This is a genomic window from Streptomyces sp. NPDC017676 (genome assembly GCF_044329325.1).
GTDB lineage: Bacteria > Actinomycetota > Actinomycetes > Streptomycetales > Streptomycetaceae > Streptomyces.
Genome location: NZ_JBIRJA010000002.1, coordinates 517,578 through 532,455 on the forward strand (window position 1 = coordinate 517,578; position 14,878 = coordinate 532,455).

At 72.7% G+C, this 14,878-nt stretch carries 10 protein-coding genes; 4 read left to right on the forward strand and 6 right to left on the reverse strand.

What is annotated here, in order from left to right; all coding sequences use genetic code 11:
- Positions 1–81: 81 nt before the first annotated feature.
- A complete protein-coding gene (locus ACH4LD_RS06485) occupies positions 82–2,904 on the reverse strand; it encodes an ATP-binding protein (protein WP_398054265.1) in 2,823 nt (940 codons plus the stop codon).
- A gap of 183 nt (positions 2,905–3,087) precedes the next feature.
- Positions 3,088–3,918: a response regulator transcription factor gene (locus tag ACH4LD_RS06490; protein ID WP_398054264.1), complete on the reverse strand. Its 831-nt coding sequence runs from the start codon at positions 3,916–3,918 to the stop codon at positions 3,088–3,090.
- 114 nt (positions 3,919–4,032) lie between these two features.
- Between ACH4LD_RS06490 and ACH4LD_RS06495 the strand changes: the two genes are divergently transcribed.
- Both ACH4LD_RS06495 and ACH4LD_RS06500 read left to right on the forward strand, forming a co-directional pair.
- Positions 4,033–5,706: an AMP-binding protein gene (locus ACH4LD_RS06495; protein WP_398054263.1), complete on the forward strand. Its 1,674-nt coding sequence runs from the start codon at positions 4,033–4,035 to the stop codon at positions 5,704–5,706.
- Positions 5,703–7,295, forward strand: coding sequence for an AMP-binding protein (locus ACH4LD_RS06500; RefSeq protein WP_398054262.1), 1,593 nt, complete (start codon positions 5,703–5,705; stop codon positions 7,293–7,295). The genes ACH4LD_RS06495 and ACH4LD_RS06500 overlap by 4 nt, the downstream gene beginning before the upstream one ends.
- 210 nt (positions 7,296–7,505) lie before the next feature.
- Here ACH4LD_RS06500 and ACH4LD_RS06505 read toward each other — a convergent pair whose 3' ends face one another.
- On the reverse strand, positions 7,506–7,946 hold the full coding sequence (locus ACH4LD_RS06505; protein ID WP_398054261.1) for a hypothetical protein: 441 nt from the start codon (positions 7,944–7,946) through the stop codon (positions 7,506–7,508).
- A gap of 755 nt (positions 7,947–8,701) precedes the next feature.
- On the opposite strand from ACH4LD_RS06505, the gene gcl reads away from it, so the two are divergent.
- Complete coding sequence (gene gcl / locus ACH4LD_RS06510) at positions 8,702–10,489, forward strand: glyoxylate carboligase (protein WP_398054260.1); 1,788 nt, start codon at positions 8,702–8,704, stop codon at positions 10,487–10,489.
- Between the two features lie 84 nt (positions 10,490–10,573).
- On the opposite strand, the gene ACH4LD_RS06515 is transcribed toward gcl, so the two are convergent.
- Positions 10,574–11,245: a TIGR04222 domain-containing membrane protein gene (locus ACH4LD_RS06515; protein WP_132783075.1), complete on the reverse strand. Its 672-nt coding sequence runs from the start codon at positions 11,243–11,245 to the stop codon at positions 10,574–10,576.
- A 159-nt stretch (positions 11,246–11,404) separates the two neighbouring features.
- The gene (locus ACH4LD_RS06520; RefSeq protein WP_103811724.1) at positions 11,405–11,638 is read right to left on the reverse strand and encodes a hypothetical protein; all 234 of its coding nucleotides are present in this window, start codon (positions 11,636–11,638) and stop codon (positions 11,405–11,407) included.
- 78 nt (positions 11,639–11,716) lie between these two features.
- Here ACH4LD_RS06520 and ACH4LD_RS06525 point away from each other — a divergent pair, with 78 nt between their 5' ends.
- Positions 11,717–12,949: a Shedu anti-phage system protein SduA domain-containing protein gene (locus tag ACH4LD_RS06525; RefSeq protein WP_398054259.1), complete on the forward strand. Its 1,233-nt coding sequence runs from the start codon at positions 11,717–11,719 to the stop codon at positions 12,947–12,949.
- A 309-nt stretch (positions 12,950–13,258) separates the two neighbouring features.
- Here ACH4LD_RS06525 and ACH4LD_RS06530 read toward each other — a convergent pair whose 3' ends face one another.
- A complete protein-coding gene (locus tag ACH4LD_RS06530) occupies positions 13,259–14,722 on the reverse strand; it encodes a catalase (RefSeq protein ID WP_132783074.1) in 1,464 nt (487 codons plus the stop codon).
- Positions 14,723–14,878: the final 156 nt, after the last annotated feature.

Here is a 14,878-nt window from a genome sequence, read left to right on the forward strand (position 1 = left end):
CCTCGGCTCCCAATGAGGGAACCCCCTAGGGGGTTGGGTGAGGGAAAACCCTCGGTCCGGTTCAGTTAACAAGAGCACCGCTCAGGGCGCGCGGTGACCTGCCGCCAATCGGACGATGTCCACCCGCGAGCGGATCCCCAGCTTGCGGTAGACCCGCGTCAGGGTCGCCTCCACCGTCTTCACGCTGATGAACAGCCGGGCCGCGATCTCCCGGTTGGTGGCGCCCTCCATGACGAGCGCGGCGACCTGACGCTCCATCGCGGCCAGCGCGTGCAGCGCGGCCGGCGCCTCCGGCACGGCCGGTGCCGGTTCCGGACCGTCGGTGGCCGGGGATTCGTCCACTTGGCGCAGCCAGGGCAGCGCCCGGCAGCGCCGGAACATCCGGGTGGCCTCGTCGAACACCGCGGGTGACGGCCCCGGGCCGCCCCGCAGCCGGGCCAGCGCGAACGCGGCCCGAGCCTCCTCCAGGCCGTAGCCGAGCTTGCCGAGCCGGTCCTGAGCGGACGTCAGCTGGGCGAGCGCGGCCTCCAGGTCGCCGCGGGCGGCGCGCACCAGCGCCTCGGAGCGGTCGAGCACGGCGAGGACGCTCTCCCGGCCGAGCCGCAGCGCGTGTTCCCGGCTGACGTCGATGACGTCCTGCGCCTCGGCCACCTCACCGGTCCGCACCAGTGCCTCGGCGAGGTCGCCCTGCCAGCGGCCCCGGGCCGGGTCGGTGATGCCGAGGCCCAGCTCCAGGGTGCGCACCCGGCGCAGCGAGCGCACGGTGCCCGCCGGGTCCCCGGCCACGAGCTGGGCGTACCCGAGGGCGCCCAGCGCGCGGGACAGGTACATCTGGTCACCGTCCTCCTCGGCGTGGTCCACCGCCTCCCGGGCGAGGGCCAGGGCGCGGTCCACATCGCCGCCGGAGGCCTCGGCGAGCGAGGTGAGCATCGCCGAGGCGGTCTCGCCGATCCCGGAGTCCCGGGCGAGCCGCAGGCTGTCGCGGGCCAGTTCCAGGGCACGCCCGCAGTGCCCGGCGCGCAGCTCGGTCTCGGCGAGGCCGCGCAGGAAATGCACCTCGCTCTCCACCGAGCCGCGCCGACGCACCTCGCGCAGCAGCGCCGTGACGGTGGCCCGGGCCTCGGCCAGCTGGTCGCCCATGACCAGCCAGCGGAACCGGGCGCTGCCCGCGCCGTTGTGATGCCACGCCACCCGGGGGTCCTGGGGCTCCTTCAGGGCCCGCTTGATGGTGCGGGGCGCCTCCGGATGGCCCATCAGGGTCTCGGTCTGCGCCTGGAAGGCGAGGGAGAGCAGCTCGGTGCGCCGGTCCGCGCCGCGGGCGGCCAGCTCGGCGGCGTGCGCGGCGGCCTGCCGGGCCTCGGTGAAGTCGCCCTCCACGATGAGCGCGCGCCAGGCCAGCTGGTAGTGGACCAGGGCGAGCAGCCGGGGGTCGTCGCCGGCGTCGGCGAGGGCCTGCGGGAAGACGGCGTCGACCTCGGCCATGGTGTGGCCGGCGGTGTCGATGACGATCATCCAGGCCCGCACCCGGTCGGCGGGCACGGTCGCCCGGGCCAGTACCTCCCGGGCGATGTCCCGGGCCAGGTCGACCTCGCCGGCGGTGATCGCGTCCTCGGCGGCCGTCAGCCGGCGTTCCTCCGGGCTGGGGGTGCCGTCGGCCGGGGTGTGCCGGGCGGCGAGCAGCCCCAGCTGGGCGGCGACCGAGGGCGCTCCGCGGTCCCGGGCGAGGGCGGCGGCCTCGGCGAGCCGGGCGGCGACCTCCGGGTCGGTGCCGGTGGTGGCCAGGGCCAGGTGCCGGGCCCGTTCGATCGGGTCGGAGGCTGCGGTGGACAGCGCCGCGTGGGCGGCCCGCCGTTCGTGGGCGGGCGCCTCCGCGTACAGCGCGGCGGATATCAGCGGGTGCGCGAACCGCACGGCCGGGGCGTCCGGCTCGGTGGCCAGCAGCCCGAGTTCGGCGGCCTGGGCGCACTCGGCCTCGGCGTTCTCCCGGCCGGCCGCGTGCAGCAGGGCCGGGGTGGGGCGGGCGCCGGCACTGGCCACCAGCAGGGTGCGGCGGGCCTCCACCGAGAGCATGTCCAGCCGGCTGAGCACCAGGGCGCGCAGCGAGGTCGGCACGGGCAGCGGCTCGCCCGGCCGGGGCGGGGTGGGGCTGTCGGCGAGGGCGCGGCCCAGCTCCAGGGCGAAGAGCGGGTTGCCGCCGCTGGTGCGGTGGATCTCGCGGACCGTGGAGCGGGACAGGCAGCCGTGGCCGCGGTGGTCGAGCAGCTCGGCGACCTGGGTGCGGGAGAGCGGGCCCAGCCGGACCGCGAGGGTGCCCGGCGGGCAGGCGCGCAGGTGGCGGTCGTACTCCTGGCTCTGCCGGCCCTCCGTGCGGACCGCGCACAGCAGTTGCACCGGGGTGCCCTCCAGGCGCCGGGCGGCGAAGCCGAGGAGTTCCGCGCTGGCCGGGTCCAGCCACTGGAGGTCGTCGGCGACGACCAGGACGGGGCCGTGGGCGGCGAGGGCGCGCAGCGCGGACAGCACGGCCAGGCGCAGGGCGAGTCCGTCGCGCTGGAGGCTGGACTCGCCGCGGCCGGTGAGCGCCGACTCCAGGGCGGTGCGCTGGGCGGCGGGCAGCCGTGGGGAGACCTCGTCGAGCACCAGGCCGAGGAGGTCGGCGAGCGCGAGGAAGGGGAGGTGGGATTCGGACTCGGTCGCGGAGCAGCGCAAGACCGTGCGCGCGGTGGCGCCGTATTCCTCGGCCAATGCCCGCAGGACGGTGGATTTCCCAATTCCCGCGGGGCCGTGGAGCAGCACACTGCCCCCGGAGGCGAGTTGCTCACGCGCGGACGCGAACAGCTCCTCGCGGCCGATGACCAGGTCGGGGCGGCACCTGGCAGGCTCCTGGAAGTCCCGTCGCACGGTCACCGCTCCCCTCGTGTCGTGTCCGGACCAAATTCTAGGCAACGATCCTTGAAATTCGGACGGAAGCCCTGGTGAGGGAAATAACAAACGGTCAAGCAGAGGGAAATTCAAAGTTGCGCCGGATGAATGGTCAGGTTTCCTGACCGACGGGTTTCATGACCGTCAGGTTTCCTGGCCGGCCTCGGGCTACGGCAGCAGTCCCGCCCTGCGCGCCGCGGTCACCGCCTCCCCTCGTGTGTGCGCGCCCAGCTTCCGCATCGCCGAACGCAGATACCCCTTGACCGTCTCCGAGCCGATGCCCAGCCGCTCGGCCACCGCCGCGTTGGTGGCCCCCGCCGCCACCCAGGACAGCACGTCCACCTCGCGTGGCGCCAGGGTCACGCCCCCGGCTCGCGGCGGCGCGGTCAGCAGCCCGCACGCGGCCAGCAGTTCGGCCCGCAGCCGCGGATCGGTGATCCGGGGGGCCAGCGCCCGCAGCGCCGCGTGCGCCTCGCGCACCTGTTCCCACACGGCACCGTCGTCGGGGCCGGTCCGCTCGGGCCGGGCCGCCGCCAGCAACTCCCGCGCCTCGTCCCGCACCACGAGCGTCTGCTCCACGTCCCGCGCCACCGCCACCGCCGCGCCCAGCGTGCGGTCACCGAGCGGCCGGGCCGAGCGCAGTGCGCCGTACAGCACCCCGCGCACCCGGCGGCGCACCACCACCGGCACGGCGAGCACCGCGCGGATGCCCTCGGCGGCCACCGGTACGTCGTACTCGTGGCTGATCTGCCGTGAGCTGGAGTAGTCGGTCACCGCGCACGGCCGGGCCAGCGCCACCGCCTTGCCGCCGAGCCCGCTGCCGGAGGTCACCGCGAGCGAGCGCAGCGCGGCCGTGGTCGTGCCGCTCAGCTCGCTGATCCGGATCTGCGGCCGGCCGGACTCCACCAGGCCGCCGAAGGCCACGGGGAGTCCCGTCGCCCGCCGCAGCCGGGCCAGCGCGCCCCCGATCTCCACCGCCCCCACCGCGTCCGCCGTCACCGTTCGCCCTTTCGGCCGCCCACACCCCCGTTCGGGGGTAGTGAGACCCGCATCACGGATTAGACGATGCCAGAGAGCCGCCCGGCAATGGTCCGGAGCATAGGAGGAAAACCGATGACGACGGCGACGGAGATGTTCCGCAGGGCACGGGACTTCCTGCTGGAACACCGAGAGGACTACGCCACCGCCTACGAGGGCTTCCGCTGGCCCCGGCCCGAGCACTTCAACTGGGCGCTGGACTGGTTCGACGAGATCGCCGACGGCAACGACCGCACCGCGCTGCACATCGTCGAGGAGGACGGCACCGAGACCCGGCTCTCCTTCGCGGAGCTGTCCGAACGGTCGAACCGGGTGGCCCGGTGGCTGCGCGAGCGCGGGGTCGCCGCCGAGGACCGCGTCCTCGTCATGCTCGGCAACCAGGCCGAGCTGTGGGAGACCGCGCTGGCCGCGATGAAGCTGCGCGCGGTCGTCATCCCGGCCACCCCGCTGCTCGGGCCGGCCGACCTCGCCGACCGGGTGGAGCGGGGCCGGGTGAAACACGTCGTCGTCCGGGCGGAGGACACCGCCAAGTTCGCCGACGTGCCCGGCGCCTACACCAGGATCTCCGTCGGCGGCCTGCCGCAGGAGGGCTGGGAGCCGTACGAGGACGCCTACGCGGCCCCCGCCGACTTCGTCCCGGACGGCCCGACGCTGGCCGACGACCCGCTCATGCTGTACTTCACCTCCGGGACGACCGCCCGCCCCAAGCTGGTCGAGCACACCCACACCTCGTACCCGGTCGGGCACCTGGCCACCATGTACTGGATCGGCCTCAAGCCCGGCGACGTCCACCTGAACATCTCCTCGCCCGGCTGGGCCAAGCACGCCTGGTCCAACCTCTTCGCGCCGTGGAACGCGGAGGCGACCGTCTTCGTCTTCAACTACACCCGCTTCGACGCGGCCCGGCTGATGGCCGAGATGGACCGCGCCGGCGTCACCACCTTCTGCGCCCCGCCGACCGTGTGGCGGATGCTGATCCAGGCCGACCTCGGGCAGCTGCGCACCCCGCCCCGCGAGATCGTGGCCGCCGGCGAGCCGCTCAACCCCGAGGTCATCGAGCAGGTCCGGCGCGCCTGGGGGGTGTCCGTCCGGGACGGCTTCGGGCAGACCGAGACGGCCGTGCAGGTCTCCAACAGCCCCGGCCAGCCGCTGAAGACCGGTTCCATGGGCCGCCCCAGCCCCGGCTTCCGGGTGGAACTCCTGGACCCGGTCTCCGGCGCGCCCGGCGCGACCGAGGGCGAGATCGCGCTCGACCTCGCCGAGCGCCCGGTCGGCCTGATGACCGGCTACCACGGCGACCCGGACCGCACGGCGGAGGCCATGGCGGGCGGCTACTACCGCACCGGGGACATCGCCACCAGGGACGAGGAGGGATACCTCACTTACATCGGGCGCAGCGACGACGTCTTCAAGGCCTCCGACTACAAGGTGAGCCCGTTCGAGCTGGAGAGCGCGCTGCTGGAGCACGAGGCGGTGGCCGAGGCGGCCGTCGTCCCCGCCCCGGACGCACTGCGGCTCGCGGTGCCCAAGGCGTACGTCGTCCTCGCCGAGGGCTGGGAGCCCGGCCCGGACACCGCGAAGGTCATCTTCGAGCACTCCCGTGACGTGCTCGCGCCCTACAAGCGCATCCGCCGGCTGGAGTTCGGCGCGCTGCCCAAGACCGTGTCCGGGAAGATCCGCCGGATCGAGCTGCGCGAGGCCACGGCGGCCGGCTCGGAGAACGAGTACCGCGAGGAGGACTTCCGGTGACCGCGCAGCTCTCGTACACGCACGGGACGAGCCCCACCGTCCTGCTCGGCGACACCATCGGCGCCAACCTGGACCGGGCCGTGGCGGCCTGGCCGGACCGCGAGGCCCTGGTCGACATGCCGTCCGGGCGGCGCTGGACCTACGCCGAATTCGGCGCGGCCGTCGAGGAGTTGGCACAGGCCCTGGTGGCCAGTGGCGTCACCAAGGGCGACCGGGTGGGCATCTGGGCGGTCAACTGCCCGGAGTGGGTGCTGGTGCAGTACGCCACCGCACGCGTCGGCGCGATCATGGTCAACATCAACCCGGCCTACCGCACCCACGAGGCCGAGTACGTCCTCAGGCAGTCGGGCGTCTCGCTGCTGGTGGCCTCCCTCAGCCACAGGACGAGCGACTACCGGGCGATGGCCGAGCAAGTGCGCGGACACTGCCCCGAGTTGCGCGAGATCGTGTACATCGGCGACCCGAGCTGGGACGCACTGCTCCGGCGGGCGACGCCCGACGTGACCTACGAGGAGCTGTCCTGCGACGACCCGATCAACATCCAGTACACCTCGGGCACGACCGGCTTCCCGAAGGGCGCCACCCTCTCCCACCACAACATCCTCAACAACGGCTACTTCGTGGGGGAGTCGATCGCCTACAGCGAGCAGGACCGCATCTGCATCCCGGTCCCCTTCTACCACTGCTTCGGCATGGTGATGGGCAACCTGGCGGCCACCTCGCACGGCGCCTGCATGGTCATACCGGCGCCGTCCTTCGACCCGGCGGCCACGCTGGAGGCGGTGCAGCGGGAGCGGTGCACGTCGCTGTACGGCGTCCCGACCATGTTCATCGCGGAGCTGAACCTCCCCGACTTCGCCTCCTACGACCTCTCCACCCTGCGCACCGGCATCATGGCGGGTTCCCCGTGCCCGGTGGAGGTGATGAAGCGGGTGGTGGCCGAGATGCACATGGAGCAGGTCTCCATCTGCTACGGCATGACGGAGACGTCCCCGGTGTCGTTGCAGACACGGATCGAGGACGACCTGGAGCACCGCACCGCCACCGTCGGCCGGGTCCTGCCGCACCTGGAGGTCAAGGTCGTCGACCCGGCCACCGGGGTCACCCGGCCACGGGGCACGGCGGGGGAGTTGTGCACGCGCGGCTACAGCGTGATGCTCGGCTACTGGAACGAGCCGGAGAAGACGGCCGAGGCCATCGACGCGGGCCGCTGGATGCACACCGGGGACCTGGCGGTGATGCGCGAGGACGGGTACGTCGAGATCGTCGGCCGGATCAAGGACATGATCATCCGGGGTGGCGAGAACATCTACCCGCGCGAGATCGAGGAGTTCCTCTACGCCCATCCGAAGATCCGGGACGTCCAGGTCGTCGGGGTGCCGCACGAGCGGTACGGCGAGGAGGTCCTCGCCTGTGTCATCCCGAGCGACCCCGCCGACCCCCTCACACTGGAGGAGCTGCGGGACTTCTGCGCGGGGCGGCTCGCGCACTACAAGATCCCCAGCAGGCTCCAGCTCCTCGACGCCTTCCCGATGACGGTGTCCGGGAAGGTCCGGAAGGTGGAGCTGCGGGACACGTACGGGGTGTGATCGCGGGTGTGAAACGGCCGGGAACGAGCATGCGCTGAATGTTCCACGGCGGTCCCCGGGCGAGCGCACGGTCGGTGGCGCGCTCGGCCCGGGGGTCGTCGGGTGGGCGGCTTCCGATCCTCGACGTCGCCCTCGGCCCGGGGGCGACTCACACGGGCGGGGCCGGCCGGCAGGGGCACGTGCGGGGCCGTACCGCGAGAGGTGAGAAGGTCAGGCCTGTCCGTCCCGTGCCCTCGTTCCCCGTTCCGGAGCGCCCGTGGTGTGCAGGACGTCGGCGGGGTCGTTCACCGGCTGCGGGACCCCCGCGAGGTCGAGCACGAACAGCGGGATGCCGAGGGCGTCCGCGCCGGCCCGGGCGGCGTCGGTGTAGCCGGCGAGGGAGAAGTACACGCACTCGGCGGACTCGGTCATCGCCGTCAGCCACAGGCACTCCACGTCCCTCGGCCCGGCCGGCCACACGGTCGGGTCCACCTGGGCGAGCAGCCCGCGGGCGGCGATCCCGACGCCGTTCGGCGGCCGCTGGTCCGCCCGGCGGATGTCCCGGTAGCCGAGCCAGCGGAGGTACAGCGCGGCGGTGGTGACGGCGTCCCGGGCGGTACGGATGGTGCGGGGCTGGAACGGGGGCCGATGACCGGGCGACCGGTGGACCACGGCCGGTTCCCGTGCGTCGGTGGGTTCCGTTGAGCCACGCGGTTCTCGTGCGCTGTGTTCCGTCGAGCCACGCGGTTCCCGTGTGCCGGTGGGTTCCGGCGGGCCGGACGGCCCGCGCGCGCCGTCGGGTGTGTGCGCGCCGGCGGGTCCGGGCGGGCTCGCGGGTCCGTGTGGGTCCGTCGGGGCCTGGGCGTCGGCAGGGCCCCGTGTCCCCGGTGATCCCCACGCCCCGGCCGGTCCCTGTGCCCCCGCTGTCGGTTCCGCCGCCCGCGCCCCCGTCACCGGAATGCGCAGGACCGTGCCGCAGGGGCAGCCCAGTTCCGGGTGGGGCCAGTGGCCCAGGCGCCCGCAGGCGGCGCACGACACGGTGAGCCACTCGTCGTCCCAGGCGCGGTGCGCCGCCACGGCCGGTTCGGCCGCCGGATCCAGCCGGGGCACGGTCGGTGCCCCGCACGCGCAGGGATACGCCGGCGCGGTGTAGACGTGTGCGCGCCGGCAGGCCGGGCAACGCACGGGAACGCTCTCGGGCATGGCCCACTCCAAGGCCTCGCGTCGGGACGGCGCTCCCATGGTGCTCCTCCCCGGCCGCTCCTGTCCGGCGCTTGCCGGTGTCCGGACCACTCTTGACGACCTTGCCCCACCCCTTTACATTGCTTCCAGATAGCAGAAATGAGTTTCCGTTATACGGAAAACATGGGTGCTCACCGCGGGGCGCGACGGGAGTACGCATCCGACAGCCGAAGCAGGAGTACTCGATGGCTCGTATGACCGCTGCCCGCGCGGCAGTTGAGATCCTCAAGCGCGAGGGCGTCACCGACGCCTTCGGTGTGCCGGGCGCGGCGATCAACCCGTTCTACAAGGCCCTCAAGGAGGGCGGCGGCATCAACCACACCCTCGCCCGCCACGTCGAGGGCGCCTCGCACATGGCCGAGGGCTACACCCGGACCGCACCGGGCAACATCGGTGTCTGCATCGGCACCTCCGGCCCGGCCGGCACCGACATGATCACCGGCCTGTACTCCGCCATCGGCGACTCGATCCCGATCCTGTGCATCACGGGCCAGGCGCCCACCAACGTGATCCACAAGGAGGACTTCCAGGCCGTCGACATCGCCTCGATCGCGGGGCCGGTGACGAAGATGGCGGTGACCGTCCTGGAGGCCGCGCAGGTCCCCGGCGTCTTCCAGCAGGCGTTCCACCTGATGCGCTCCGGCCGCCCCGGCCCCGTCCTGATCGACCTGCCGATCGACGTCCAGCTCACCGAGATCGAGTTCGACCCGGAGACCTACGAGCCGCTGCCCGTCTACAAGCCGGCCGCGACCCGGGCCCAGATCGAGAAGGCCATCACCTTTCTTCTGGAGTCGGAACGCCCCGTCATCGTCGCCGGCGGCGGTGTCATCGGCGCCGACGCCACCGACCTGCTGGTGGAGTTCGCCGAGCTGACCCGGACCCCGGTCATCCCGACCCTGATGGGCTGGGGCGCGGTGCCCGACGACCACGAGCTGAACGCCGGCATGGTCGGGGTGCAGACCTCGCACCGCTACGGCAACGCCACCTTCCTGGCCTCCGACTTCGTGCTCGGCATCGGCAACCGCTGGGCCAACCGCCACACCGGCTACAAGCTCGACGTCTACCGCGGTGACCGCACGTTCGTCCACGTCGACATCGAGCCCACCCAGATCGGCAGGATATTCCCGCCGGACTACGGGGTCGTCTCCGACGCCAAGGCCGCGCTGGAGCTCTTCGTCGAGGTGGCGAAGGAGCTGAAGGCCGAGGGCAGGCTCCCCGACCGCTCCGACTGGGTCGCCGCCACCCAGGAGCGCAAGGCCACGCTGCTGCGCCGTACGCACTTCGACAACGTGCCGATGAAGCCGCAGCGCGTGTACGAGGAGATGAACAGGGCCTTCGGCCCGGACACCCGGTACGTCACCACGATCGGCCTCTCGCAGATCGCCGGCGCGCAGATGCTGCACGTCTACAAGCCGCGCCACTGGATCAACTGCGGCCAGGCCGGCCCGCTCGGCTGGACCATCCCGGCGGCGATCGGCGTCGCCAAGGCCGACCCGGACTCCCCGGTCGTCGCGCTCTCCGGCGACTACGACTTCCAGTTCCTGATCGAGGAGCTGGCGGTCGCCGCGCAGCACAGGATCCCGTACGTCCACGTGCTGGTGAACAACGCCTACCTGGGCCTGATCCGGCAGGCGCAGCTCGGCCTGGACATCGACTTCCAGGTCAACCTGGAGTTCGAGAACATCAACACGCCCGAGATCGGGGTCTACGGCGTCGACCACGTCAAGGTCGCCGAGGGGCTGGGCTGCAAGGCGATCCGGGTCACCGAGCCGGACCAGCTCGGCGCCGCCTTCGAGCAGGCGAAGAAGCTGGCCGCCGAGTACCGGGTGCCGGTCGTCGTCGAGGCGATCCTGGAGCGGATCACCAACATCTCGATGAGCCGCACCATGGACATCAGCGACATCACCGAGTTCGAGGACCTGGCCACCGAGCCCGGCCACGCGCCGACGTCCGTCAAGCCGCTGAAGGTCTGACCCGTCGCACCCACCGTGCGCCGCAGGGGCGGCCCGTCATCCGGACGGGCCGCCCCTCCCGTCGTACGCGCGCCCGCCCGGTCCTCAGTCGGACCCGCCGCCCCCGCCGCACCCGCCCCCGTAGTCGTGACCCCCGTGGCCGTGCCCGCCGTACCCACCGCCACCGCCGTCCCAGCCGCCGTAGCCGGCCTCGTCCCCCACGACGTACCGGAAGGCGGTGCCCCGGCCGAACGGGAAGCGGCCCTCGTCCGCGAGCGCGCCCCGGCCGGTGAGACCCGCTTCCCGGGCGAAACGCGGTGCGAGGACGGTCAGGGCCCGGCCGCCGTACAGCGCGACGGCGAGCAGCACCTCGTCCTCCGCCAGACCGTCCGGTCCCTCGGGGAGCGGACGGCGCTCGCGGAGGTCCGCCAGCAGACGGCGGGCGGCACGGGTGCGGCCGGGCGGCAGCACCCGCAGCAGCCCCTCCGCCGCCAGCTCGGCCCGCATCCGGGCGAGGGCCCGCCGCACCACCGCGCGGCCGGGCAGCTCCCGGGGTCCGGCCGGCCGGTAGAGGGCGGTACGGACCGCCTTCTCCAGCGGGTACCGGAAGGTCCCGGCGTCGCCGGTCGCGGTCTTGCGCAGAGTGCCCGGCCGGCCCGCCTCGACCGCGCCGCGCAGATGCATCCCGAGCACGGCCACGGTGAGGGCGGCGCGGTCGCCCCCGCGCAGCAGCGCGACCGCGCAAGGGTCCGGCGGATTGGACGTCGTACGGCTCATCAGACACCCCCGTACGGAGCCCGTCGCCCCCGTGCCGACGGGCCCCGTGTGCCGTTAATGTGCCCTGGCGCCGGGGTGGTTGAAGCCTCCGCCGCACTCTTCAGAGGTTGATTTGAGGGTTGCGCACCCGGTCTACGACCGCTGCCGTAGGCGCCGCCGTCACCACTCGTGCTCCGACAGCCCCGGCCAGTCGTCCGGGCCGCCGCCCTGCCATTCGATCAGGTCGCTCTGCTCCACCTCGATCCGGTCCAGATCGGCCAGCCGCAGGATCTCCACGACGTCGTCGAGATGCGAGGCGATCCCCAGCGTCACGTCCCCCTCGGTGACCCGCCGGGAACCGTCCAGGGCCGGGGGGTGGACCACGATGTGCGGGTAGTGGGTCGGATTGGCCATGCCTTCAGCCTGCGGCGCGGGAACCGGATCTGCACGCCGGGACGGTGACTGTCGGTGGCGGCCCCCACACTGTCGTCCATGAGCGTGAGAAGTGACATGGTGCTGGAGCGGCAGCTGGGGCAGGTGCGCGCGGTGGCCGCCGCCGACTCCGTGCGGTCGGCGGTGGACGCGGTCCTCACCTACATGGGCAGCGGCAGCCACGGCCGACGCAGACAGGGCAAGGAACTCGTCAGGCTCATGGAGGCCGCCCGGGGCACGGCGGCGGAGGCGGGGGAGTGGCACGTCGTCCGGCTCTTGCAGGACTCGCTGGACTACGCGGAGGGCCGCGTCCTCCAGCAGGACTTCGAGGAGCGGTACCGGATCTTCCAGGACGGGGCGCGCAGCGAACGGTCCCGTGACTTCGTGGCGAGCAGCCTGCGGGCGATGCACCAGTGGCTGGTCGCCGCGGGCGAGGCGTATCTGAGGGATCATCCCGGTGCGAGCGCCGAGGAGACGCTGAACCACTTCCGGCTCCAGGGCGAGGACGCCGCGTTCCTGCGTGCCCCCGACGAACGCCCGGGGCGCTATGTGATCCCCCGTGGGGCGGCCGAGATCTCGCTGTGGCTGGAGCGGCTGATGCGGAGCGACCGGATCGACGTCGCGGACCCGGCCGAGTCGGCGCGCAGGATCGTCGGCTCTCCGCAGGCCGTCTCCCTGCTCGCCGCCGACCGTGCGGGACAGCTGGTCCTGCGGGCCGCCGAGCTGCGGCGTCGCGCCGAGCGGCTGAAGGCGCTGCGGGCTGTCGTGGAGGACCGTGCGGCTACCGAGGCGGATCTCCAGCACGCCCTCGAAGGGAACCACTGGATCTTCGGCGGCCGGTTCGTCGGCGAGGCCGCGCGGCGTCGGCTGGTGCCGGGGGACGAGGTGGACATCCCACTCATACGCGCAGACGGGGCGCTGTACATCGTCGAGCTCAAGCGGGCCATGAGCCTCAGGCCCCCGCTGGTCAAACGCCAGCGCAACGCCTGGGTGCCCGCGGCGCAGGTCCACGAGGCCGTCGGTCAGGCCGTCAACTACCTGGTCGGACTGGACGAACACCGCGCCCGTATCCGTGACGAGTTCGGCATCGAGACCCGGCGAGCCGGCGCGCTGGTGCTCGTCGGTCACCCCGGTCTGCACCCCGACGTCCCGGAATCCGAGGTCAACGAGGCCCTGCGGACCTTCAACTCGCACGTCACCCGGGTCGAGGTGCTCACCTACAAAGAGCTGCTGGACAACGCCGAACGCTCCCTCGCCGGGGGACATGACCCCGGTGCGGGGAGCGCTTGGTAGCCGTCCGACGGCGCGAGGCTGGGCGCGACAGGTCGTTCGCGCCGCCGGACGGGGTGGGTGGGCCCCCCGGGAGGGGCCGGGTGGGACCGCGGTGGGTGCGACGGAACCGGGTGCCCTTCCCTCTGGTCGAGAAGGGGACGCGGGTCCTTCACCACCGCACTGGCTCGCAGGCCACCGCGGTCCTCGCCCTGCCCGCGCGGTCCGCCCGGCGGCCACCCCTCATCCGGGCCGCCCGGCGTGCCGCGCGGGCCGCGTGCGAAATCATGACCTCCCGTCAGATTCCGTACGCAGTTCGCGGGTTCCCGGTGCTCAGTCCTCGCGCAGGGCGCGGACCGCCTCCTCCACGCGCCTGCCGTACTCGGGGTCGGCGGCGTGGAAGTGGGCCAGGTTCTTCTCGATCACGTCGTCGCGGGAGACCTGCGAGAGGCCGCCGGCGATGTTCGCGACCAGGCGGGACTTCTCCTCCGCCGACATCAGCCGGTACAGCTCGCCGGCCTGGAAGAAGTCGTCGTCCTTGGTGTGCAGGGGCGCCTCGTGGGTGCCCGTGTGGCCCGAGACCGCGAGCGGGGCCGAGAGGGGGCGGCCGGTCTCGACCGGGCCGTCGTAGGAGTTCGGCTCGTAGTTCTTGGCGTGGCGGCCCTGCGCGTTGAGCGCCATGAAGCCGTCCCGGCCGTAGTTCCGCGCGCCGCCGGGGACCGCCTTCGGGGCGTTCACGGGGAGCAGGGTGTGGTTGACGCCGAGGCGGTAGCGGTGGGCGTCGGCGTAGGCGAACAGGCGGCCCTGGAGCATCTTGTCCGGGGACGGGCCGATGCCGGGCACGAAGTTGTTCGGGGAGAAGGCGGCCTGCTCGACCTCGGCGAACACGTTGTCCGGGTTGCGGTCGAGGACCAGGCGGCCCACCCGCCGCAGCGGGTAGTCCCGGTGCGGCCACACCTTGGTCAGGTCGAACGGGTTGAAGCGGTAGTCCGCCGCCTCGGCCGCCGGCATGATCTGCACGTACAGCGTCCAGGACGGGTGCACGCCCCGCTCGATCGCCTGGAGCAGGTCGGTCTGGTGGGAGGCGGGGTCCTTGCCGGCCAGCTCCTGCGCCTGCTCGGCGGACAGGCAGCGGATGCCCTGGTTCGTCTTGAAGTGGTACTTGACGAAGAAAGCCTCGCCCTCGGCGCTCGTCCACTGGTAGGTGTGCGAGCCGTAGCCGTTCATGTGCCGGTACGACGCCGGGATGCCGCGGTCGCCCATCAGCCAGGTCACCTGGTGCGTGGCCTCGGGGGAGTGCGCCCAGAAGTCCCAGACGTTGTCCGGCTCCTGCCTGCCCGTGAACGGGTCCCGCTTCTGCGAGTGGATGAAGTCGGGGAACTTGATCGGGTCCTTGATGAAGAACACGGGGGTGTTGTTGCCGACGAGGTCGTAGTTGCCCTCCTCGGTGTAGAACTTCACCGCGAAACCGCGCGGGTCGCGGACGGCGTCCGCGCCGCCGAGCGAGTCGGCCACGGTCGAGAAGCGCACGAAGACCTCGGTGCGCCTGCCGATCTCGCCGAGGAAGGCGGCGTGGGTGTAGCCGGTGACGTCGTCCGTCACCTCGAAGTGGCCGTACGCGCCGGAGCCACGGGCGTGCACCACGCGCTCCGGGATCCGCTCGCGGTTGAAGCGCGCGAGCTTCTCCAGCAGGTGCTGGTCCTGGATCAGGAGCGGGCCGCCGACGCCGGCGGAGGCGGAGTTCTGGTTGTCGGCGACCGGGGCGCCGGACTCGGTGGTGAGCACGCGCTGCGACATCGTGGACCTTCCGTGCGGGTGTCAGCGGAAAACTGTTTCCGCTTCGTGGAGCCTAGGAGTGGGGCGATCTGGGCGTCAACAGTTTGTTGAAATGGATCAGTGCCGTGGTGGAGGTGGTTCCGGGCCGTGGCGCCGCCTGGGCGCGACAGGACAGGT

Coding starts and splice junctions, on each gene's coding strand:
- ACH4LD_RS06495 (WP_398054263.1), top strand. CDS start 4,033: ATGACGACGGCGACGGAGATGTTCCGCAGGGCACGGGACTTCCTGCTG.
- gcl (WP_398054260.1), top strand. CDS start 8,702: ATGGCTCGTATGACCGCTGCCCGCGCGGCAGTTGAGATCCTCAAGCGC.
- ACH4LD_RS06515 (WP_132783075.1), bottom strand. CDS start 11,245: ATGAGCCGTACGACGTCCAATCCGCCGGACCCTTGCGCGGTCGCGCTG.
- ACH4LD_RS06520 (WP_103811724.1), bottom strand. CDS start 11,638: ATGGCCAATCCGACCCACTACCCGCACATCGTGGTCCACCCCCCGGCC.
- ACH4LD_RS06525 (WP_398054259.1), top strand. CDS start 11,717: ATGAGCGTGAGAAGTGACATGGTGCTGGAGCGGCAGCTGGGGCAGGTG.
- ACH4LD_RS06530 (WP_132783074.1), bottom strand. CDS start 14,722: ATGTCGCAGCGCGTGCTCACCACCGAGTCCGGCGCCCCGGTCGCCGAC.